Source organism: Sandarakinorhabdus glacialis, assembly GCF_014643455.1.
Taxonomy (GTDB): domain Bacteria; phylum Pseudomonadota; class Alphaproteobacteria; order Sphingomonadales; family Sphingomonadaceae; genus Sandarakinorhabdus; species Sandarakinorhabdus glacialis.
In genome coordinates this window covers 1-21,310 of sequence record NZ_BMJM01000018.1, presented here as the reverse complement: position 1 = coordinate 21,310, position 21,310 = coordinate 1, and the positions used below count along the sequence as shown (strand labels likewise).

Sequence of the window (21,310 nt, the reverse complement as noted above, 5' to 3'; positions counted from 1 at the left end):
CCTTGAAATCCGAGCTGTAGCGCTTTCTCGTCGTCTTCATTCCCGTCAATCCTTCAGATCGGGAATAGCTTAACACCCTGTCCAGTTTTCCGGGACCACCTCAATACCAGCCTGGCGCATGCCGGCGCACGACTTGGAGAGGCTGGTCATCGGATGTGTGCAGGACTTCCTGGGTGACGGACGCCAAGTCCACAATGTGTTTGCTGCGCTGGACGTCGATAGCGCTGTCCTCACCGCCATCATCGCCCAAGCAGCAGTGCGGGCAAACGATCCGGCCCCGACATTCCGAAGCTTGACCACGCGTATCGATGTCCACAACGACCGCGTCGACATCCTGGTTAACGTCGGATCGCTAGAGCCACCAACCCAAGCGGCTGCAACCGCCTCCGTCGCGCCTCACTTACTCTCGGTACCCATTATTCGGATACGTCGCGGCAAGGAGGTCCGCCTCATTATTCCCGCAGCAGACGGTGCCCCGCAGCAGGATGCCGATCCGGCGCTGATTAAACTGCTGGCGGCCTCATTTGCCGCCCGCGATGCGGCCGACGCTGCGACCGATCAGCCGTTGGTCGAAGTGGCCCGCACCCAAGGTTATTCGCTCGACTATTTCTCGCTGCTGCTCCGGCTGTCGATGCTCGCGCCCGACATCGTCGAGGCCATCCATGACGGCCGGCAGCCCCTCGCGCTCAATCGCCAGCGACTCGCCCGCATGACCAAACTGCCCATTGAATGGGCAGCACAGCGGACGGCGCTCGGGTTTATCTAAACACGCAGCATCGCGTCCCAGGGCACGATCAAGAGCCCGCCATCGCATCATAACTGCATCGCATCTCCCGACCGCCAAAATGGCGGCCTGAGAATTCCCCCGCTTTGCGCGACGCGTAACGCCGCCAAATCGTCTCAGCACGAAAATGCGGATGCCGTTGTCGACTGTAACGCACGGAAAAGCGACGACATTTACGCCATTGCAAATATGATTGCCGTGCTGCTCTGCAATCGTCGACTGCGTGGTGCCCGGGGGCGGATTTGAACCACCGACACGGGGATTTTCAATCCCCTGCTCTACCCCTGAGCTACCCGGGCGCACCTGCCGACCGGCGCGATATGCCGGTTCGGAGGCAGGCGTCTAGCCGTCCATCCGGTCGTTGTCCAGCGGGCGTATGTCGGAAAGTTCGTCTTCGTTATCGCTGGCCGGCACGACATAGCCTTCGCGCATCCATTGGACGAGGTCGCGGTCCTGGCAACCGCGCGAGCAGAAGGGCGAATAGGCCTCGATGCGGGGGCTCTTGCCGCAATAGGCACAGGGTTTAACCATGGACATCACCCCCCGATATGGCGAGGCCGGCGTCGGCGTTCAAGCGGATCTCGCCGCCGACGGCGCGAGCCAGTGCCGCGATCAGTTGCGGGCGTGCGGTGAGCCAGGCAATGACGACCGGGTGCGCTGTCAGGGTGCGGTCGCCGGCGTTGCCGCGGGCGGCGCGGCGCAGCAGTTCGAGCGCGGCGAAACCTGGCGCGCGGACCTGTTCGACGAAAGAGGCGCGGTCGCGCGGGCGGACGATCTGGACGAAGCCGAAGCCGTTGACGGCGGTGCGTTCGAAGACCGGCGGCAGGTTTGCATCGAGCAGTTCGCCGAGTTTCGTGCGGACTGCCTTGCCTTCCAATGTCGGAAAATCGACGCCGATCGAGCCAGTCAGGTCGAAGCGCCGGATGGCCTTTGCAGTGGCGACGGCGGCTGCCTCGGCGAGGGCGGCGGGGTCGCCGGGGCCGTCGACATCGATGACTGTCATTGCCGGGGTCGGGCTGGTGGTCAGCATGCCGCCGGCGAAGGCCGCGAAGCCGGTGCGGGCGGCCTCGACGATCTCGCCCCAGCCTTCGGCCTCGAGGCGGTCTTCGCCGGTGCTGCCGAGCCGGGTGATCCTGTGCCCCGCCATTGCCAGCCGAGCCGCGAGGTCGGCGCCGGGTTGAACTTCGCCTTCGGTGGCCGAATCGCCTTCGATGTTACGGAGTTTTGCCAGGCGTGGCCGGCCAGCTTCGGGGATGGCGTCGCGGGTCACCTCGACCCGTAGCAGCCCGCCTTCGGGGCAATAGGGTAGCGGCTCGATGAGGCCCTCGTGATCGCCGAGCCGCATGATGCCGCGGCGGCCGGGCTCGAGGATCCTGGTCAGCCGGGCGACGTGCACGGCCCCTGCCCGCGGGCCCGAGTCGTCGCGTTCGAAATGCGCCTCGGTGACGATGCCGTCCTCGAGCACCAGCGCCCGCACGGCGCCGATGCCGTGTTCGATGATGGCTTCACCCATTGATTTCGCTTTCGAAGCCCGAGGCCTTGAGCAGCAGGCGGGTTTCGGACAGCGGCAGGCCGACGACCCCCGACCAGCTTCCCGAGATCCAGCGGATCCAGGCTTCGGCGGCGCCCTGCAGGGCATAGCCGCCGGCCTTGCCGCGCCAGTCGCCGGCGGCGATCAGCGCGTCGATGGCGTTCGCGTCGAGGCGGTGGAAGATGACTTGTGTCTCGCTGGTGCGCAGCCGGATTTGTCCGTCGGCGGCGGCGATCGCGACCGCTGTGAAGACGCGGTGGCGGCGTCCCGACAACAGTGCGAGGCAGGTCCGCGCCGTCGCTTCGTCCTCGGCCTTGGGCAGGATGCGGCGGCCGACGCCGACGACCGTGTCGGCGGCGAGCACCATCGCGCCCGGATGCCGGGCCGCGACCGCCGCGCACTTTGCCAGCGCAAGCCGCTCGGCGTGATCGCGGGGAATTTCGGTTTTGGCGCCAGTGTTGCAGGGGGTCTCGTCGATGTCGGCGGGGTCGATGGCGGCGGGCTCGATGCCGAGGCGCGCCAGCAAGGCGGTGCGCCGCGGGCTGGCGGAAGCGAGGATCAGTTTCAGGCGAACCACTCCAGGAAAGTGCCGTGCGGATGGGCGCGGGCGAGCAGGCGCTCTGTTGGTGGACCGCCCTGCCACAGGGTGAGCCGCAGGGTCGGAAGATGCGCCTCGGCTGCGTCGTCCATTTCGAAGCGCAGCCAGGCGAGCGGCGCATCTGCGCTGGCGGGCTGGGCGGCGAGATGCGCGGCGATGCCGGCCTTGGTTGCCGGCGGGAAATATTGATAGGCGATCGAGTGGAGGACGACGGCGACGCTGCCGGCTTGCGGAGCGACATGGGCCTGTACCCAGTCGGCGGCGTCGGCGCCGTCGATCGGCGGCAGGTTGGCCTGCGCCAGCGCGATCGCAGCCTCGGCGCGGGCGACGCGCTCAAGCTGTTCGGGCCAGACAAAGGCCATCAGGCGCTCGCGGACGACGGCGTCGCTTACGTCCAGCGGGTTAATGTCGGTACCGCGGCGGGAGAGAACGGTGACCGCGGCGGCGTGCGGCAGGGGTCCGGTCCAGACGGGCGCGAGTTGCACCGGCGAGGCTGGGTCACCGGTGCGGAGCCCGCCGAGGTCGTAGCCGAAGCGATCGAGATTGAGGTTGAGCCCGGCGCTGCAGCCGAGCTCGAACAGGCGCACCGGCAGGCCTGTGGCCGCGGTGATTGTCATCAGGCCGGGCATCAGGACGCCTGAGCGCGCGACTTCGTTGGTCTGCGGCGGACCGGTGAGCCAGCCGGCTAGCTGGGCATCGCGCGCCGGATCGGCGAGCAGGGTTCGCAACGCCGCGGCGAGATCGGTGGCGTCGGGCATGGGTGCCGGCGGGTACAATGCCGCCAGTTCGGGCGCCCGGCCGGCGCGAACCAGGGCGTTGCAGCCGCCGGTGAAGCGCATCATCAGGGCGTCGGCCATCGGTTCGCCGGGCCAGGCGATGAGGGCGCGCCCGGTGTCGCTGGTGCCGTCGCAGGCCAGCACCGCTGCTTCGCACACTGCGGCTGTTAGCGGCGCGCCGAGCTTGCGGCAAAATTCGGCCTGCTTGGCGAAGGCGGCGGCGATGACCGGCGGCAGCGCCATCAATCTTCCGGTGCGATCGTCACCTTGAGCCCGTCGAGTGCATCGATGAAGGCGATCTGGCACGACAGCCGCGACGCCGCCGTGCGGTGATCCGACGAATCGAGCAGATCGCCCTCGTCGTCGCCGGCGGTGCCGGTCCGCGCGATATCGTCTTCATCGACATAGACATGGCAGGTCGCGCATGAGCAGCAGCCGCCGCACAGCGCCAGCAGCTCGTCGATACCGCCGTCACGGATGATCTCCATGACCGACAGGCCGGGCTTGGCGGGGAGCGTGATGTCGCTGCCTTCGCGGGTGGTGACGATAATCTGTGCCATGCGCAGGCGACCTTTATGAAAATTCGATTGCCCGTCCCATAGCGGCCACCCCCCGTAAAGGACAAGATGGCGAACCCCCGTGCACATCGATAGGGTGCGCCGACACAAGCCGAGGGTTTCCATCATGCGCGTCGTCCACCAGTTCGCCCCCGGGATGTCGGGGCTCATCGCCAGTCTGCCTGGAGTCACCAGCGCCGATCATATCCCCAAGGGCGACCAGCACTGGAACCTGCCATTGGATGTCGACGTGGTCTTCGTCGTCCACGGCGAAGGCCCCCAGCGCAATGTCGACCATGTTCCGCGTCCCGCCGGCTGGCCCGGCAGCGTCAAGCTGGTCCAGGTCGCCAGCGCGGGCCTCGACGACTATCCCGAATGGCTGTTCGAGGCGCCGCGGGTCGCTACCTGTTCGGGAACCACCGCACGCCCGATTGCCGAATATGCGCTGGCGGTGATGCTTGCGCATGTGAAGCGCCTTGCCGGCGTCACCTTCAAGCCCGGCGATGCCTGGCCGAGCCGCGACGAGATGATGGCCAACCCATCGGATACGCTCGAGGGCCGCACGCTGGGGCTGCTCGGGCTTGGCCAGATCGCCCGGCAGGTGGCGCGCTATGCCGCGGCGTTCGACATGAAGATCATCGCGACGCGCAATTCCGACACGCCGTCGCCCGACGCGAATGTGACGCTGGTGCCGCTGGAGGAGTTGGCTTCGCGGTCGGATCACCTGGTGATTGCGGCGCCGATCGGGGCCGAGACGCGCGGGCTGGTCGGCGCCGAATTCCTCGGCCGGATGAAGCCGAACGCCCATATCGTCAACGTCGCGCGCGGCGCCATTATCGACGATGACGCGCTGAAGGCCGAGTTCGACAAGGACCGGCTGTGGGCGTCGCTCGATGTTACCGACCCCGAGCCGCTGCCGGCGGGTCACTGGCTGATCGGCCACCCCCGCGCGCGCGTCACACCGCATCTGTCGTGGGTGTCACCGGAGACGTCGCGGCGGGTCTTCGAACGGCTGGGCGAGAATATTCGCCGGGTGCAGGCTGGCGAGGCGTTGATCGGCGCGGTGAAGGGCTGACGCCTCAGAAGGGCACGATCTGGCCCTTGTGGGTGAACTTCAGATAGCCGGCGTTGATCCCGAGCCGCGCGCCGACGCCCAGCTTGACCGGCACGATGATGACGTTGTCGCGCTGGAGGTAGTTGGCGGTGAAGCCGCCGACCAGATACGCCTTGCCCTCGGCGGCGGGGTAGCGGCGGAACAGGTCCTCGCTGTCGTCGAGATTATAGACGAGCGCGAAGGTCTTTGACCCGTCGCCGCCGACATCGAAGCCGATGGAGGGCCCGGTCCAATGCACCGGCTGCTGGCCCTCGATCTTGTGGAAGACGATGCCCGAGCCATAGCGCAGGCCGATGCCGAAGGCGGCGCTCACCTCGCGCCCGACGATATAGGCGTTGGGCTGGCCGTATTTGGAGAATGTCTGCCGAATCAGTTCGCCAAGTCCCTCCGCGCCCTTGCCGAAAACATCCTCGGCCGCGCCCAGGACGTCGTCCTCGGCGAAGGTCGGCTCGGCTTTCACCGGCAATGGCGGCGGCGCGTCGGCAGCGGCCGGTCCGGCAGGCTGTGAAGGCGGAATGGCCGTCTCGGTGACCGGCACATCGGCAGTCTGCGCCGCTGCGGGCATCGCTAGGACGGCTGCCAGCACCAGCATCGCGGACCGCGTTGATTGACGCATGATATATCCCCTTTCGAGCGTCCCTGAACCATTTTGCCTGAACGACCGATGAGCCATCTCAGGTGCTTTCCGGCAACCCGTCACCATGCTAACCGGCGATGGCACCCCTGACAAAAGAGTATGCCAATGCGTGTCGCAATGATCGGTTCGGGCTATGTCGGCCTTGTCTCGGGGGCGTGTTTCGCCGATTTCGGTCATGACATTGTTTGCGTCGACAAGGACCCGTCCAAGATCGACCGCCTCAACGCCGGCGTCATGCCGATCTACGAGCCCGGCCTTGCCGAACTCGTTACCGGCAATGCCAGGGCCGGGCGATTGACCTTCACCACCGACCTGGTTGCCGGCGTCGCCGATGCCGAGGCAATCTTCATCGCCGTCGGCACGCCGTCGCGCCGCGGTGATGGTCATGCCGACCTGTCCTATGTCTATGCCGCCGCCAAGGAAATCGCCGCCGCGCTGACCGGCTATACCGTCATCGTCACCAAGTCGACCGTGCCCGTCGGCACCGGCGACGAGGTCGAGCGCATCATTCGCGAAGCCAATCCGGACGCGCAGTTCGCCGTCGTCTCCAACCCCGAATTCCTGCGCGAGGGCGCCGCCATCGGCGATTTCAAGCGTCCCGACCGCATCGTCGTCGGCACCGAGGACGAGCGCGCCCGCGACGTGATGACCGAGCTTTATCGCCCACTGTTCCTCAACCGGTCGCCGATCCTGTTCATGAGCCGGCGCACCGCTGAATTGACCAAATATGCCGCGAACGCCTTCCTCGCGACCAAGATCACCTTTATCAACGAGATCGCCGACCTGTGCGAAGCCGTCGGCGCCAACGTCCAGGACGTGTCGCGCGGCATCGGCCTCGACAACCGCATCGGCAGCAAGTTCCTTCACGCCGGCCCCGGTTATGGCGGCTCGTGCTTTCCCAAGGACACGCTGGCGCTGGTCAAGACCGCGCAGGACGCCGGCACGCCGATGCGGATCGTCGAGACCGTGTCGATGGTCAACGACAGCCGCAAGCGCGCCATGGCCAAGAAGGTCATCGCCCTCGCCGGCGGCGACGTCCGCGGCAAGACTGTCGCCGTGCTCGGGCTGACCTTCAAGCCGAACACCGACGACATGCGCGATTCGCCCGCCATTGCGGTCATCCAGGCGCTGCAGGACGCCGGCGCCAGCATCCGCGCCTTCGACCCCGAAGGCACCGACCAGGCGCGGCTGGTGCTGACGGGCGTCGATTATGCCGCCGATCCCTATGCCTGCCTGACCGGCGCCGACGTTGCTGTCCTCGTCACCGAATGGGATGCCTTCCGCGCGCTCGACATGGACCGGGTCAAGGCGCTGATGGCAACGCCGGCAATCGTCGACCTGCGCAACATCTATCGCCCCGACGAAATGGCCCGCCGCGGCATCAGCTACGCCTCAATCGGGCGCTGATGTCACAAGCTGTTGCCAAGCCCGCCGTTCGCCGGTTATAGCCCCGCCTGCGCGGAGTCGTGGGTGAGCGGCTGAAACCAGTAGTTTGCTAAACTGCCGATCTGGGTAACCGGATCCGAGGGTTCGAATCCCTCCGACTCCGCCAGCGGGACATTCTAGAGCGCTTTCAACAGCGCTCTAGAATCGTCTAAACCATTGAAAACTGAAGGAATGTGGCCGTGCCCCTCGATAGGGCGCGGATCTCGAACTATGTCGACTTTTGGACACAGCAGGGGTTAAAGCGGGGGTAGAACTGAGCGGTGCTCAGTTCGAGGAGACCCCTGCGATGGCACTCACAGTTCGATCAGTTGCGACGATCAAGCAACCCGGTAAGTACGGTGATGGCGATAATCTCTGGTTAATCGTCGGACCCGCGCCGTCCCTTCGAAAGCGATGGGAGTTCCGTTACCGGATCGCGGGCAAGGCGTACGAGATGGGGTTAGGCTCGGCGGACTTCCTAAGCCTCCACGACGCTCGCGAGCGCGTCACCGATCTTCGGCGAAAGGTGCGCGCGGGCCATAATCCGGTTGCAGACAACAAGAAAGCGAAGCCGGTGGTACGCCGGGCCACCTTCGAGGAGGTAGCAGAGGACTGCATCAAGTCGCAGATTGGAGGCTGGAAGAGTGGTAAGAGCGAAGGGCAGTGGCGCCAGTCTTTATTGACCTATGCGTACCCGTCGCTGGGACACATGGACCCGACGGCGGTTTCGACCGAAGACGTTCACGCGATTCTAGCCCCTATTTGGTCCACGAAAGCCGAGACGGCGAGCCGTCTGCGGGCGCGCATTGAAAAGGTGCTCAATCGAGCGACGGCGCTCAATCTCAGGTCCGGCGATAATCCGGCTCGCTGGAAGGGCAACCTCGACCACTTGCTGTCGAAACAGTCGAAGGCAAAGCGGGTTAAGCACCACCCTGCGCTGCCTTTCGCCGAAATGGCGACGTTCATGGCCGCGTTGCGGAAGCGAGAAGGGATAGCGGCCCGCGCGTTTGAGTTTGCCATTTTCACAGCTGCTCGCACCAATGAGGCCCTGGGCGCAACTTGGTCAGAAATCGACTTTGCGGCAAAGGTCTGGACGATCCCCCGCGAGCGCATGAAACTTGACCGCGAACATCGCGTGCCTCTTAGCGAACCGGCTCTGGCGTTACTGAAGGCGTTACCCCGCGACGACGGCAGCGACTTTGTCTTCATAAGTCCGATGAACAGGGGCAAGCCGATGAGCAACATGGCTCTGCTTGCCACGCTAAAGCGCATGGAGCGTACCGACATCACCGCGCACGGTTTCCGCTCGGCCTTTCGGGATTGGGCAGCAGAAACGACCTCCCATCCGAACAACGTCGTCGAGATGGCTCTAGCGCACGCTATCGGAAGCGCGGTCGAAGCCGCGTATCGGCGCGGCGACCTGTTCGAAAAGCGCAAGCGGCTTATGTCTGACTGGGCAGCACATTGCGATAGGCTGCCCCACGTGGGCACGAAGGTCGTGCCAATAGGCGCGGCATAAATGCGACGAACGGAGTAAATCCGCACGAGTTCAATGTATCTTCCGGAGCGAGTATCGGCATCTAGGGGTGTCCCGGACGCTCCTCGGAGAGTCCTTCTTGGCGTTCTAGCGCCGTTGGAAGGGACGTTGATGAATACCGCCTTTGATGAAGGACCGCGCATCTATCGCGCTGGCCAACTCTACAATGTTGTCGGCTTGAAGCGGAACGCTATCGAGCAGCGCATGCAGCAGAACGACTTTCCCAAGCCGATTATTTTGGGGCCACGGTCGAAGGGTTGGTTGGTCCATGAGGTCCACTCGTGGCTCCTCGAACGCAAGGCCCAGCGCGATGCGACCGGGCAGGGGCACAATCCCTGTCCACGTCCGAAGGCGCGCGCTGGCTGAGTTGGGCACGTTGCCGACGATCCCGACGCGACGCCGCTGATGGTCGTGCTGCGCACCTGCACAGTCGGTGTTGAAGTCTTCATCGATCCGCCGCTGATAGACGGTGACCATCGAAAAGCATTCTTCAGGAAGGATGAGGCGTGGAATGCGGCGCAACAGCGTTGGACGGCGCATCGCGCCGGTTTCTTAGACCTCAGCGACGAACGCGTCAGGCGATACCGGGACATCGAATAAAATCCGTCGAATTTATACTTTCGAATGGATTTCGCAGAACCGAATAACTCCGGGAAGGAGAAGCGCAATGTTGTTCACGAATAAGAAGGCTTGTCAGAATATTCTTGGTTGGGACCGCAAGGTACAGACCGATGACAAGGCGAGCGGCCATATCAACTTCGCGCCGACGTTCGACGACAACTTCAACTGGAACCTCGACAGGCTGACTGCCGCGCAGTTCTACCTCGATCAGCGCACGGCGGGCTTCACCGTCAAGATGGCAGGGCAGGCCGCAACGCGGCTCTACAACGGCCTGTGCGACTATCCCGATGCCGACCAGCTCACCGTCGTGCAGATCGAGAACGGGTCCGCGTCGATTATGCCCGCCGACAAGATCGACCTCGCCAGCGGCTTCGTTTCGGGAGGCTACCTCGCGACGGCGCTGCTGATCGACGTGCGCAATCTGCGGACGCGGGTGCAGCGGGCGATTGAGGCCGACGCTGCGGTGATCGGCGCGCGGGGTGAGTAACCTTGACACAGAAACCCCCGACGCGTCGGGCGACACGCCGGGGGCCTTCTCAACCCAACACGCGGAAGGACAACCGCAGACCGGCGATGCGGCAGAGAGGATCCAGAATAAAGGGCGGCTCGCTGGCTCGTGGGCTTCCGATGAAGATGGTCGCCCCCGCTGGAATTCAGGCACCGAAGTCATTGCAGAGTTCGACTATCGCCATGAAAGTAGCAGGTACTCATCCACTAAAATCAAGGGCCGCACGAAGGATGGCGAAAAAGTCTTTCTGACTGGGCATCGGCCAGCCGGAGGGATGGGCGACTTGCAGTTTGAACGGCAGGCAAATCCCGACGATTTCTTCAGGCACGTGGGCCTAGAGAACTACAAATGGGGCAAAGGCTACGAGCCGGACCTTCTGTATCGGCTCCCCGAATTAAAGCGCGCGATGCTCGAACGGCCCGATGATGTCGTCTTCGTTGTCGAAGGCGAGAAAGACACGGACACCCTTTGGGCCTTGGGCCTTATGGCGACGACAAACCCGGACGGGGCCATGAAATGGCGGCACCATTTCAATTCGCATCTCGCGGGTCGCGATGTTGTCGTGATTGCTGACAACGACGAGCGTGGCCGTGAACATGCCGCTGCTGTTGAGAGGTCGATGCGGCCTGTCGCCGGGTCGATCAAGGTTGTTGAGCTTCCGGGCTTAGCTGTGAACGGCGATGTCACCGACTGGCTTGACGGCGGCAAGACGCGCGATGACCTGTTGAAGGCGGTCGCGGATGCCCCCGCAGGCGGCTCGCAGGCTGGTAGAGACTCCGGGGTCAGCCTCGATGACTTTCGGGCGTTCATGCCTACCCATAGCTATATCTTCATGCCCAGCGGGGAAATATGGCCGGCCACCAGCGTCAACTCGCGCATTCCGCCCGTCCAGATGACAGATCGGAACGGTCGCCCGGTGCTGGATGAGGACGGGGAGCCGCGCTGGCAGGCCGCTAACAAGTGGTTGGACGAGAACCAGGCCGTCGAGCAGATGACGTGGGCACCGGGCGAGCCGCAGGTTATCGAGGGTCGGCTAATCTCGGAGGGCGGATATTTCGACCGACCAGGCTGCGCGATCTTCAACCTATATCGCCCACCGGTTCCGCAGCGCGGCGACGCTACTATGGCGGAGCCGTGGATTGCGCACGTCCGTCGCGTCTATCCCGGCGATGCAGATCATATAATCGACTGGCTGGCGCACCGGGTTCAGCGACCGCAGGAGAAGATCAACCACGCTATAGTAATGGGCGGGGCGCAAGGTATCGGCAAAGACACGATCTTGGAGCCGGTGAAGGCGGCTATCGGTCCGTGGAACTTCGCCGAGGTGTCCCCGGCGCAGATGATGGGGAGGTTCAACGGCTTCGTGAAGTCTGTAATCCTTCGTGTCAGCGAGGCGCGTGACCTTGGCGACACCGACCGGTTCGCCTTTTACGATCACACGAAGACATACACGGCAGCGCCGCCTGATGTGCTGCGTGTGGATGAGAAGTTCATGCGCGAGTATTCGGCGTTCAATGTCTGCGGGGTCGTTATAACGAGTAATCACAAGACGAATGGCCTATACCTGCCGGAGGATGATCGGCGACATTACGTCGCTTGGTCGAACCTGACGAAGTCCGACTTTGATCGGGCCTATTACCCGATGTTGTGGGATTGGTATTCGGCAGGTGGCACCGGACACGTAGCAGCCTATTTGCGCGATAAGGATATCAGCGGCTTCAACCCTAAAGCGCCGCCGCGCAAGACTGAGGCATTCTGGGAGATTGTGCAGTCGAACAGCGCGCCGGAGGACGCCGAACTATCTGACGCGCTTGAAAAGCTAGGTAACCCGGAAGCAGTCATACTGTTGTCGATTGCCGATGCCGCTGATGCTTCTTTTGCAGATTGGCTGAGAGATCGAAAGAACAGCCGCCGAGTGCCGCACAAGATGGAGGAGTGTGGATATAAGCCTGTCCGCAATCCCGGTTCCAAGTCGGGACGCTGGAAAGTCGGTGGCAAGGACATGGCGATCTACGCTCTAAAGCACTTGTCTGATCGTGATGCAGTAATCGTGGCAGAGAAGCGAGCAGCGGAGGGCTATAATGCCATCTTCTAGTCGCCGGTCGACCCCGCTAGCGCTAGTAGCGCTAGAAGCGCTAGATCGCCTATCCCCCTTAATTTTACCTTCCTCGCCTATTTTGAAAAGTTTTCCGGGAAATCTTCTTATTATTTGGAAAGCGGCGAAAAGAGGGGGGGATAGGCGATCTAGCGCTTCTAGCGCTTCAGGCGCCGACATACGAATTTCACTTGGAGAATAACGATGAAAAGCCAGCACAGTCCGACCGACCAAGCCGACGCCGCCGACTTCGATCTGTTTGTTCAGCAGCAGCTAGGCCAGCGCACCGGCGACGAGCGATCTGAGATCGAGCGGTATCTGCGGGCCAATCCCGGCAACGATATGCGGGACTGGAAACACGGCAGTAGCCGCGCTGTCCTCAACCCAAATGTAACCGATAGCTGGATGCCGGACCGTGGTAAGGCGGAGTACGTTCGGGCTATCGCGACAAGCGAGTTAGCGCGGCGGCTCCCTCAGGAGGTCCGGCAAGCTGCCAGTCGCGACCCGAACCTAACCTGGAGCAGCATCGCCCGGCGCTACCGCGTAAGGCAGGCTGGAGAGCGCTGATGCAACCGCGTCAGCCCTTCGACCCCGCCTCGACAGCGGAACACGCCCCTGCCCCATCCCTGACCGTGAGCGACGGCATCGAGGCTGGGGTGCACCGGGGCCTGAAAGTTAAGCGACCTCTGAGGTCCAGACCGGCGTCGGCCAGCAGCTCAAAAAACAACACCAGTTTTGCCCCTGAAATTGCCCCCGCGCGCAGCGCGCGCGACCGAGCGCCCGCGCGGCTGATTCAGATGCGATCCAAAGGAAAGCGCCATGACCGATAACGACGAACACCGCAGCGTGGCAGTGATCGAGATGTGCCGCCGCGTGAATAGAATTGCAGCGGCCAAATACGCCGAACACGGTGCGTCGCTCGAAGACATCGCCATTGCGTCAATTTACACGGCGTTCGATTTGGCGACCAAGCTCAAGGGTAGCCCCATCGCCGCCGTCGAGTGGCTGCGCACCGCCGTCGATGTTCAGGAACGCGACGCGATGACGAGGGTGCAATGATGGGTCTCCCCCGCGCACTGCGCGGTCCAGTAATGGCAATGGCGCGACCAGCGCGGCCCGCGTCGGAGATTGCTGCGGTCAAGGCGGCGGCGGATATCGTTAGGGCTGAGACTGGGTTGCGTGGTGCGGAGCCTGTAGCGCAGGTGATCGCACAGCGGGTCGTCGCGGCGCTCGTTGCCGCTCTTGAGCGAAATATTGACGATCAGCTTGCAGTCGCTCTGGTAGCCGTAGAGACGCAGTATTTCGCATCTCCAATCCACGTTTTAGCAACATCGCCTGAGATCGACTCCCATAGCATATACATTCAGCAGTGCGTCTCAAGTATCATACGCTCTGGCGGAAGATTTGGTTCAATTTCAAATCAACTCTCCTCCCGAAAATATATCTGTAACAGCACGGTTGATCGCCTACGTGGCCGTTATCGGAGCATACTCTACCGGAAGAATCTATGACGAGATCAGGCGGGAAAGATCGTTAAATAAAGTCCTACACTCACTAGGGACAATTTTAAAGTTAAACTGGTGGTTTGGGTCTTGAATATTAAAGTTCGAAAAGATCTCATCCTTAATTACCATGCAGTTATCATTTGATATTTTGTGTGCCGTTCCGACAATTTTCTTAGGCGCTCCAATGTCGGTTGCCAGCAGAGCCATGTTTTGTTGATTATATCCGAAACCAAGAAAAACAATTTTATCCGCCCATTTCAAAGCCTCGTGTATATCATTCAGTTCAGCGCGATCCTTCACCTGCTCGGTGAAAGTCCTCACCTGCGATGCACTACTAATAAGATCGTCGATGGTCCCGCCCCCAAATGGGACTCCCTTTCCATCGCCAGATTTCCATGGTAAATCACCAACAATGCCATACGGTCTATGTATTATTAAATTAGATACCGCAGAATGAAGTTCGTAATGCTTAAGTCCATAATAATTGGCAATCGAATAAGGTAAATACTGCTCAATACATCGATCGTAATTAAAGCTTACAATCTGTACATTTTCGAACATTCTATCTAACTGACTGATCTTTACATTTTCGGTAAGAATTTTAGTAAAGCTATCATACCAAGTATCAAAAAACATGCCAAGGGGTGGTGCGGCATTGGGATCATTCTCCGTGACCGCGAAATGTTTACTTGCCCGTTCCGCGCTGTGAATTGAACGCGCAATTGCTAGCTTGCCAACGAGTTCAACCTGTTCATCCTCTAGCGCATCGATAATATTATCTATCGATATTGCCTGAACTGCCGAACTTATGATCTGGAGGCCCTTACGAATGTGCTCATTCAACCGGGTGACGTCACGACCCTCATTTAAGATTTGCTTTAAGGCGTCAATGATCATCCGATCCCCATGTGTCTGCTGTGAACTCCTCTCAAACTTGACATCTAAAAGACTGCATATCGCTTTAAGGAGTTGTTCGCCGACAGGGAGACCCACTTCATAACTTGCGCCCGCGCCGAGGACCAATACCGTTTTTGAGTTGAACATTATTTTCCTCGGAAATGCTAAAACTATATATCGGAAGATACCGGGCTACGAGAATATGATCTTCTTTAGAGGATTACCGATGAACGCCCACCCAAAGCTGCCCCGCGCCCTTTGCGGTACCGTCCGCGCTGAAGCCAGTCCCGAGCAACTGTTCCGCAACCTACAGGTGGGTCTCGACACTTTCCAGTCGCAGCACAACCAGCGCCTTTCGAACATCGAGGCGGCGCTTAACGCGGGCCTTGGAGCGGGCCCGCCGATCCTTCCGGACGTCGGCGGCGGTACGTCGTGGGGCGATCAGGTCGTGGCGTCGAGTGAGTTGGCCGCGTTCGTATCGGCGGCGGGCAAGGGTCGCGTGCAGATCGCGCTCAGCCCGCAAGCGGCGATCACCTCGATTGGCACGAGCGGCGGGCCGCTGATCCAGCCCGACCGCGCCGATGCCGTCGCGATGCCCCGCCGCCGCCTCACCGTGCGCGGGCTGCTGGGCGTCGGGACCACCGGCTCGAACATGGTCGAGTATCCGCGCCAGAACGTCCGCGACAATCAGGCCGCGACTGTCGCTGAAGGCGCGCTCAAGCCCGAAAGCAACTACGGCTTTGCGCTTGCACAGGCGAAGGTCGCGACCATCGCTCACTGGGTCGCGGTATCGAGGCAGGCGATGGACGATGCTGGCCAGTTGCGAACCATTATCAACGGTGAGTTGCGCTACGGGCTGGCGCTTCGCGAGGAAACTCAGCTCCTTCTAGGTGATGGCGTCGGCACCAACCTGCTGGGCCTGATCCCCCAGGCGACGGCATACGACGTGACCGGTCAGCCCGCTGGCATCTCCAAGTTCGACGTGCTGCTGCACGCGCTCGCACAGTCGGAGGTCGCGGACCTCCCGGCAACCGGCGTGGTCGTGAACAGCAGCGACTGGATGAAGCTACAGGGGCTTAAGGACGGGCAGGGCCGCTACATCGGTTCGGGACCGATGGGTACCGCCATGCCGACCGCGTGGGGGCTGGACGTCGTTCCTTCCAACTCGATGCCGGTCGGCAAGTTCTTGGTCGGCAATTTCGCCAACTCTGCGACGATCTATGATCGGATGACGCCGGTCGTTCTCGTGAGCAGTGAGGACCGCGACAACTTTATCCGCAACATGCTGACCGTGCTTTGCGAGGAGCGCATTGCGCTGGCCGTGCGCCAGCCTGCGGCGCTGATCTACGGCGATTACGCGGCGGCGGCGGGCTAATCCTGGCCCCGCTGAAACTGTGCTCCTAGAGGCTGAGCCGGTCCCGGTCAGCGCGTTCAGCATCGCGCTGACCGGGAAGCCTTCGCTCGTCACGCTCAAGCACGACACCGAAGGTCCGACGACGACGGTTCGGATCGTGCGCGCCTGCGGCGAGTGGGTTGAAGGCGATGAGCCGGAGGTCCATGCCGACTATGCGCGTGGGGATCCGGAACGGATTGGCTGCCGATCGTAGCTAGCCCCACGACAACACTAATGGCCGCCATCTAGCGCTGGTAGTCCGAACCGAACGCAATAGCAGCGGACGGCTTTACACGAAAGATAGGATTGACCCGAGCCTTAGCATGGCGCTTGGGGTTGTAGAATTCGATGTTCTTCGACCAAATATCACCAAAAAACTGATGACCGGTTATGAAACCTGTCTTCTGCGATTTCGGCCACCATTTCTTTCGCGTGGCTTCATAAGACAATAGCCACATTTCTGACTTAAGGCCCTCAAGCGTTGCAAAACTCTGCCAGAACGACATGTCTGGAATACCATCGATAAGACCTTGCTGTCGAAGGTCAAGCGTGAGCAGCGCAACTACCGAACTTCGTAACTTTAGCACGCGCTCCAAAATGGAAACAGGTAATTTTAGCTTAATCTCAATTGCCCAAAAAAGCAGCCAAGCTAACTCATCAATATGCCCCGCCTCAGCCTTGGCAGGTATTTGCTGCAGTATAAAGTCATTGATCTCGCTAGTCGGGTAGGCCGCGTTTGATCTTGTCGCGGCAAGATGCTCCGCAACAAACCGAAGGCAATTAGGACTTCTGCGAGACATATACAGCATCCAGCGAACTAGATGCGCACGATTGCCCGAGCCAATGGCAAAAGTGGCAGCCCGCTTAGTGGCATACAGCAACACACTTTCACGAGGGTTCTGGTCTGCTAGATAGAGAGATTGGGCAAAATATGAGTCAAGATCACCGACTTGCTTTCCAATGACAGTAGTCATCTCAAAGGTGCGGATGTAATTACCCCATTCAGGGGCGTGATCACTCCCAAGGCCTATCGTAACTGTCTTCTCGCCATTTAGGTCGAGCTGAAAATCGTAAAGTGCCGCTGACAGGCCAGACAAAACAGCAGACGCTGTTTCACTATCTTGCAGTCCGATAAGCATGTCATCGACGTACCGAACACCGCGTCGGTCCCAGTCCACAATCAAAGATCGAGCCTTCTCTTCAATCTCCACTGCGATTAATTCCGATATAATTCGTGACGAGTCTGGTCCGATAGGTATTCCTATGGTCTGACCTTCTTGACCGGCGCGGACTGCGCAGTCGAGTTCATTGGCAAAACCAGCTTTAAAAGCTGGTGTTTGAAAATTAGCCTTGCAGTGATCTTTTCCCAAGATCGCCCACGCGATTGAATGTGTATAAACAGATGGGTAAAACCTCGCTATGTCGGTCTTAACATATCGACCATATGAACCCAATATTTCGGCTCTGCGCCTTGCAACGCCATCGAAATCCACGCCGCTGACGGCCCGGGCTATCCCAATGCGTGAAATTGTAGGATCAAACTCGCTTGTTTTCGACCTGTTGAGCCGTGCTTTGAGTTCAACCCAATTATTGGCGATAAGCAGCGAAACCTGCAACTGGTTAATCGGATTTACGATCGATAGTTTGCGCCGTGCATGACCATACCTAGGAATGCTGTATGTTTCCGGGGCAGTCCAGAACTTGAATATGTTAGCCGCTTTCCACTTGGTGGCAAACTCGGTGGAGTGCTTGGCATATTCCTCTGCCGTGAAAGGTGGCGGAAGCTCACTCGGAAAATAGCCGTGCGATATCAGCCGACGGAGACGCACATCTCGCGGGAATGTCAATTTCTTTGCGGCAGCCACAAGTCGTTAAATAGTGGGCGCGGAAGGTATTAGCCAGTCTTCGATTTGGCACTGTCCCGCTTGGCTGAGGTTTAGCTGATAACCTTCTGCCGATCCCGACCTAGGCGAGTAGGAGCCTTTGCACTGGAGACCGTGGGCTCAAGGTTGCGACGGATAGCGGTAGGCGGCACAATGCGCCCATGTCGATCTTTTCCCGCCTTTTTGGGCGATTCGCCAAGTCGCGGAACCCCGCTCAGCTGGACCCAGAACGCTTCGACATCCCGCGTGGCGTGAACCTCCGGGCAGACGCGGACATAATCCGCGGTTTCCAATTCTGTGCGACATTGCAACTGCGCACCCCCCTCCGCGTCTTGTCACGCCATGGCGAGATCTTCGACGAGATCGACCGCGCCGCCCCTCAGATCGCCAAAGAGCAATGGGAAGGCATCTGGGTTCCAAAACTGCGCTCATGGAAGGAAATGGGTTTCGACATCAAGGAGATGCAGGGTGAAACCATGGCATCCTCTGTCGGTCAGATTCCGCGTGATGGCGGTAATTACCTCAAATTTCTGAAAGCTGTGCGCATTGCGGCGGAAGCTGATAGCGGGATAGTCGAGCGCCGCGCTGAGGTCGCCAAAGCTTTGTTGCCGCTTGCATGGAGCGACTTCGTGCGGGCGCACTTGGGAGCCGACGCCATCCTAGATCAGCTTTTCCCGCCGTTCTTATCGACGGTGCCGAGGCTGGCAGCGAAGACTGGACGCGCGCTAATAGAGGCAGGCTTCAATACCCCAGCGTCGATTAACGCGGCATCCGATGCCACTCTAACCGCAGTTGCAGGAGTTGGGCCGGCTGCGCTGAGAGCGCTTCGCGAGACTGCATGCAGGGCAGCTAACGAGCAGGCTGAGTACGTGGATCGGGTGATTCGTTGACATGCAAACACGCAGGACGGGACGGGGGTAGAAACGGGGGGTCGCAGTACTTACGACGCCTGATACCCAGCATTTTCGTGGGGGTTCGAATCCCTCCGACTCCGCCAATTTTTTCCAACCTTCTAGAGCTGCATTCAATTCGCGATGGCGCAAAAACAGGCCCATGGCGTCGAGAGCCTTTATGCCGCCATTCTGGATGTTGGCTGACCGGTCGAAGCGCTGCTCGCCGGTGCCATCGCCCCTGTGCGTTAACTATTGCCGATCCGGCAGCGTCTAGTGCTGCCGTACCTGCTACGTGTCATCGGCGGCGACGGGTGCTACCGACAGCAGAGCTTTCTCGCCGGCTCTCGACACGCCAGTGGTCGTCTGTGTCGGTATTTCGATGCAAGGCGTAGTCATGCCGACACCTGAGACACCCTCGGCAAGGGTGCCTCAAGTGTCGCGCGTTTTGTCGCAATTTGCCGCGGCTCAGCTCCGATCAGTGATTATCGCGCGGCAGACCGGCGGTCTGGGCGATGCGCTGGTATTTCTCCGCGCCTTCGAGGATGGCGCCGCTCTCGAGCTGCCCGACCAGCCCGCGCTGGATCTCCTGCCACGGCGTCTGCGACTTGGGATAGGCATAGCCGCCCGCCTCGACCAGGACGCGGCGGCGCTCCGCCAGTTCGGCGTCGGGGATCAGCACGTCGACTGTGCAGCGACGCAGGTCGATCCGCACGGAATCGCCGGTGCGGAGCAGGGCGAGCCCGCCCATCGCCGCTGCTTCGGGGCTGGCGTTGAGGATCGATGGTGACCCCGAGGTGCCCGATTGCCGCCCGTCGCCGATGCACGGCAGCGCGTGCACGCCTTCGTGGATCAGATAGGCCGGCGGGCGCATGTTGACGACTTCGGCCGCACCTGGATAGCCGATCGGGCCGGCGCCGCGCATGAACAGCAGATTCCTGTCGGTTATGCCCAGCGCCGGGTCGTCGATGCGGTCGTGATAGTCTTCGGGACCGTCGAAGACGATGGCAGGGCCCTCGAATGCCTCGGGATCGTCGGGGTTGGACAGATAGCGCGCCCGGAACTCGGGGCTGATCACGCTCGTCTTCATGATCGCCGAATCGAACAGGTTACCGCGCAACACGATGAACCCGGCTTCGCCCAGCAGCGGCTGGGCGAACGGACGGATGACGCGGTCGTCCTCGATGACGGCATCGCGGCAATTGTCGCCGATCGTCTTGCCGTTGGCGGTGATCGCGTCCTCGCGGATCAGGCCCTGCTTCATCAGTTCCGCAACCACGGCAGGGACGCCGCCGGCATGGTAATAGTCCTCGCCGAGATATTCGCCGGCCGGCTGGAGATTGACCATCAACGGCACCTTGTGGCCGTATTCCTGCCAGTCATCGAGCGCGAGGTCGGTGCCGACATGGCGCGCGATGGCGGCAAGATGGATCGGCGCGTTGGTCGATCCGCCGATGGCCGAATTGACCACGATGGCATTGAGGAAGGCATCGCGCGTCAGGATGTCGGACGGCTTCAAATCCTCGGCGACCATGCCCACGATACGCCGGCCGGTGTGATAGGCGCACTCCTGCCGGTCGCGGTAAGGCGCCGGGATCGCCGCCGAACCAGGCAGCGACATGCCGAGCGCTTCGGCCAGCGAGTTCATCGTCGTCGCCGTGCCCATCGTGTTGCAATAGCCCGTCGACGGCGCCGAGGAGGCGACCAGCTTGATGAACTGGGCGTCGTCGATCTCGCCTGCCGCAAGCAGCAGACGCCCCCGTCAAGCTCGGCGGCGTCACCGTCACCGATACCGCCATCGACGAAAGCAGCTACCGCACCGAGCGCCAGGCATCGCCCAAGGCCACTGCCCCGCTCCTCGACACGCCGCGCTCGATCACCATCATCCCGGCACAGCTCATCCGCGACACCGCCTCCGCCAGCCTGTCCGAAGCGCTGCGCACCGTCCCCGGCATAACCATGGGCGCCGGCGAAGGCGGCAACCCGCTCGGCGACCGGCCCTTCATCCGCGGCTTCGACAGCCAGGCCAGCACCTTCCTCGACGGCGTCCGCGACATCGGCGCGCAAAGCCGCGAAGTCTTCGCCATCGAGCAGATCGAAGTCGTCAAGGGCTCCGACAGCGTCAACGGCGGTCGCGGCGGCGCCGGCGGCACCCTCAACCTGATCAGCAAGCTGCCCACCCCCGATCGCTTCGTCGCCGTCTCGGGCGCTGTCGGCAACGCCGACTACAAGCGGGTCACCGCCGACATCAACCAGCCCATCAATGATTTCGTCGGCGTCCGCATCAATGGCATGTGGCACGACCAGGACATCGCCGGCCGCGACGCCGTCAACGCCAGCCGCTGGGGCATCGCGCCGTCGATCAAGCTCGGCCTCACCGGCCCGACCAGCCTGACCATCAGCTATTATCACCTGACCACCGACGAGCTTCCGGACTCGGGCATCCCCTACCTCTTGAGGTGGTCCCGGAAAACTGGACAGGGTGTTAAGCTATTCCCGATCTGAAGGATTGACGGGAATGAAGACGACGAGAAAGCGCTACAGCTCGGATTTCAAGGC

Annotated in this window: 24 protein-coding genes, 2 tRNA genes and 1 pseudogene; 15 read left to right on the top strand and 12 right to left on the bottom strand. The window is 61.4% G+C overall.

Features of this window, described 5'->3' with window-relative positions:
- The first annotated feature begins 118 nt into the window (after positions 1-118).
- The gene (locus IEW98_RS16605; RefSeq protein ID WP_243450815.1) at positions 119-766 is read left to right on the top strand and encodes a hypothetical protein; all 648 of its coding nucleotides are present in this window, start codon (positions 119-121) and stop codon (positions 764-766) included.
- A 242-nt stretch (positions 767-1,008) separates the two neighbouring features.
- Here IEW98_RS16605 and IEW98_RS15470 read toward each other — a convergent pair.
- The 6 genes from IEW98_RS15470 to IEW98_RS15445 all read right to left on the bottom strand — a co-directional run bounded on the left by IEW98_RS15470 (position 1,009) and on the right by IEW98_RS15445 (position 4,249).
- A tRNA-Phe gene (locus tag IEW98_RS15470) sits at positions 1,009-1,083 on the bottom strand.
- A gap of 43 nt (positions 1,084-1,126) precedes the next feature.
- Positions 1,127-1,315, bottom strand: a complete 189-nt coding sequence (gene yacG, locus IEW98_RS15465; RefSeq protein ID WP_371870800.1) for a DNA gyrase inhibitor YacG — start codon at positions 1,313-1,315, stop codon at positions 1,127-1,129.
- Positions 1,308-2,297 (bottom strand): ribonuclease, encoded by a 990-nt coding sequence (locus tag IEW98_RS15460; RefSeq protein ID WP_188764324.1) that lies wholly within the window; start codon positions 2,295-2,297, stop codon positions 1,308-1,310. Before IEW98_RS15460 ends, yacG begins: the two co-directional genes overlap by 8 nt.
- Positions 2,290-2,883 (bottom strand): Maf family protein, encoded by a 594-nt coding sequence (locus IEW98_RS15455; RefSeq protein WP_188764332.1) that lies wholly within the window; start codon positions 2,881-2,883, stop codon positions 2,290-2,292. The genes IEW98_RS15460 and IEW98_RS15455 overlap by 8 nt, the downstream gene beginning before the upstream one ends.
- Positions 2,880-3,932 (bottom strand): DUF2332 domain-containing protein, encoded by a 1,053-nt coding sequence (locus IEW98_RS15450; RefSeq protein WP_188764322.1) that lies wholly within the window; start codon positions 3,930-3,932, stop codon positions 2,880-2,882. The genes IEW98_RS15455 and IEW98_RS15450 overlap by 4 nt, the downstream gene beginning before the upstream one ends.
- Positions 3,932-4,249 (bottom strand): 2Fe-2S iron-sulfur cluster-binding protein, encoded by a 318-nt coding sequence (locus IEW98_RS15445; protein ID WP_188764320.1) that lies wholly within the window; start codon positions 4,247-4,249, stop codon positions 3,932-3,934. The genes IEW98_RS15450 and IEW98_RS15445 overlap by 1 nt, the downstream gene beginning before the upstream one ends.
- Positions 4,250-4,373: 124 nt before the next feature.
- Here IEW98_RS15445 and IEW98_RS15440 point away from each other — a divergent pair, with 124 nt between their 5' ends.
- Complete coding sequence (locus tag IEW98_RS15440) at positions 4,374-5,321, top strand: NAD(P)-dependent oxidoreductase (RefSeq protein WP_188764318.1); 948 nt, start codon at positions 4,374-4,376, stop codon at positions 5,319-5,321.
- Between the two features lie 4 nt (positions 5,322-5,325).
- Here the strand turns inward: IEW98_RS15440 and IEW98_RS15435 are convergent, their stop codons facing one another.
- Positions 5,326-5,976, bottom strand: a complete 651-nt coding sequence (locus IEW98_RS15435) for a DUF1134 domain-containing protein (protein ID WP_243450814.1) — start codon at positions 5,974-5,976, stop codon at positions 5,326-5,328.
- Positions 5,977-6,102: 126 nt separating this feature from the next.
- On the opposite strand from IEW98_RS15435, the gene IEW98_RS15430 reads away from it, so the two are divergent.
- The 9 genes from IEW98_RS15430 (at position 6,103) to IEW98_RS15390 (ending at position 13,242) form a co-directional block, all read left to right on the top strand.
- Positions 6,103-7,404, top strand: coding sequence for a UDP-glucose dehydrogenase family protein (locus IEW98_RS15430; protein ID WP_188764314.1), 1,302 nt, complete (start codon positions 6,103-6,105; stop codon positions 7,402-7,404).
- A gap of 53 nt (positions 7,405-7,457) precedes the next feature.
- Positions 7,458-7,549, top strand: a tRNA-Ser gene (locus IEW98_RS15425).
- 180 nt (positions 7,550-7,729) lie between these two features.
- Positions 7,730-8,941, top strand: coding sequence for a tyrosine-type recombinase/integrase (locus IEW98_RS15420; protein ID WP_188764312.1), 1,212 nt, complete (start codon positions 7,730-7,732; stop codon positions 8,939-8,941).
- Between the two features lie 33 nt (positions 8,942-8,974).
- Entirely contained in the window at positions 8,975-9,325 is a 351-nt protein-coding gene (locus IEW98_RS16970; RefSeq protein WP_371870798.1) for a helix-turn-helix transcriptional regulator, read from the top strand.
- A 39-nt stretch (positions 9,326-9,364) separates the two neighbouring features.
- Positions 9,365-9,559, top strand: coding sequence for a hypothetical protein (locus IEW98_RS16965; RefSeq protein ID WP_188764310.1), 195 nt, complete (start codon positions 9,365-9,367; stop codon positions 9,557-9,559).
- A 67-nt stretch (positions 9,560-9,626) separates the two neighbouring features.
- Positions 9,627-10,067, top strand: coding sequence for a hypothetical protein (locus tag IEW98_RS15405; protein WP_188764308.1), 441 nt, complete (start codon positions 9,627-9,629; stop codon positions 10,065-10,067).
- Positions 10,060-12,183, top strand: a complete 2,124-nt coding sequence (locus IEW98_RS15400) for a primase-helicase family protein (RefSeq protein WP_188764306.1) — start codon at positions 10,060-10,062, stop codon at positions 12,181-12,183. Before IEW98_RS15405 ends, IEW98_RS15400 begins: the two co-directional genes overlap by 8 nt.
- Positions 12,184-12,387: 204 nt before the next feature.
- Positions 12,388-12,750 (top strand): hypothetical protein, encoded by a 363-nt coding sequence (locus tag IEW98_RS15395; protein ID WP_188764305.1) that lies wholly within the window; start codon positions 12,388-12,390, stop codon positions 12,748-12,750.
- Between the two features lie 252 nt (positions 12,751-13,002).
- Positions 13,003-13,242 carry a hypothetical protein gene (locus IEW98_RS15390; RefSeq protein WP_188764303.1) on the top strand — a complete coding sequence of 80 codons (240 nt, stop codon included), beginning with the start codon at positions 13,003-13,005 and terminating at the stop codon, positions 13,240-13,242.
- On the opposite strand, the gene IEW98_RS15385 is transcribed toward IEW98_RS15390, so the two are convergent.
- Together IEW98_RS15385 and IEW98_RS15380 are read right to left on the bottom strand one after the other, a co-directional pair.
- Positions 13,209-13,502: a hypothetical protein gene (locus tag IEW98_RS15385; protein ID WP_188764301.1), complete on the bottom strand. Its 294-nt coding sequence runs from the start codon at positions 13,500-13,502 to the stop codon at positions 13,209-13,211. The genes IEW98_RS15390 and IEW98_RS15385 overlap by 34 nt on opposite strands.
- 186 nt (positions 13,503-13,688) lie before the next feature.
- Positions 13,689-14,732, bottom strand: coding sequence for a hypothetical protein (locus IEW98_RS15380; RefSeq protein WP_188764299.1), 1,044 nt, complete (start codon positions 14,730-14,732; stop codon positions 13,689-13,691).
- Here IEW98_RS15380 and IEW98_RS15375 point away from each other — a divergent pair.
- Together IEW98_RS15375 and IEW98_RS15370 are read left to right on the top strand one after the other, a co-directional pair.
- A complete protein-coding gene (locus IEW98_RS15375; protein ID WP_188764297.1) occupies positions 14,725-15,960 on the top strand; it encodes a phage major capsid protein in 1,236 nt (411 codons plus the stop codon). The genes IEW98_RS15380 and IEW98_RS15375 overlap by 8 nt on opposite strands.
- A gap of 19 nt (positions 15,961-15,979) precedes the next feature.
- Complete coding sequence (locus IEW98_RS15370; RefSeq protein ID WP_188764295.1) at positions 15,980-16,192, top strand: hypothetical protein; 213 nt, start codon at positions 15,980-15,982, stop codon at positions 16,190-16,192.
- A gap of 31 nt (positions 16,193-16,223) precedes the next feature.
- Here IEW98_RS15370 and IEW98_RS15365 read toward each other — a convergent pair whose 3' ends face one another.
- Positions 16,224-17,843, bottom strand: coding sequence for an RNA-directed DNA polymerase (locus tag IEW98_RS15365; protein ID WP_188764293.1), 1,620 nt, complete (start codon positions 17,841-17,843; stop codon positions 16,224-16,226).
- Between the two features lie 179 nt (positions 17,844-18,022).
- Between IEW98_RS15365 and IEW98_RS15360 the strand changes: the two genes are divergently transcribed.
- The gene (locus IEW98_RS15360) at positions 18,023-18,751 is read left to right on the top strand and encodes a helix-hairpin-helix domain-containing protein (protein WP_188764291.1); all 729 of its coding nucleotides are present in this window, start codon (positions 18,023-18,025) and stop codon (positions 18,749-18,751) included.
- Between the two features lie 478 nt (positions 18,752-19,229).
- Here the strand turns inward: IEW98_RS15360 and IEW98_RS15355 are convergent.
- A pseudogene (locus IEW98_RS15355) lies at positions 19,230-20,507 on the bottom strand (dihydroxy-acid dehydratase); the annotation flags it as partial.
- Between the two features lie 55 nt (positions 20,508-20,562).
- Positions 20,563-20,694, bottom strand: coding sequence for a hypothetical protein (locus IEW98_RS16835; protein ID WP_308785512.1), 132 nt, complete (start codon positions 20,692-20,694; stop codon positions 20,563-20,565).
- Here IEW98_RS16835 and IEW98_RS15350 point away from each other — a divergent pair.
- Complete coding sequence (locus tag IEW98_RS15350; RefSeq protein WP_308785513.1) at positions 20,633-21,256, top strand: TonB-dependent receptor; 624 nt, start codon at positions 20,633-20,635, stop codon at positions 21,254-21,256. The two genes, IEW98_RS16835 and IEW98_RS15350, sit on opposite strands and share 62 nt — an antisense overlap.
- Positions 21,257-21,310 lie beyond the last annotated feature (54 nt).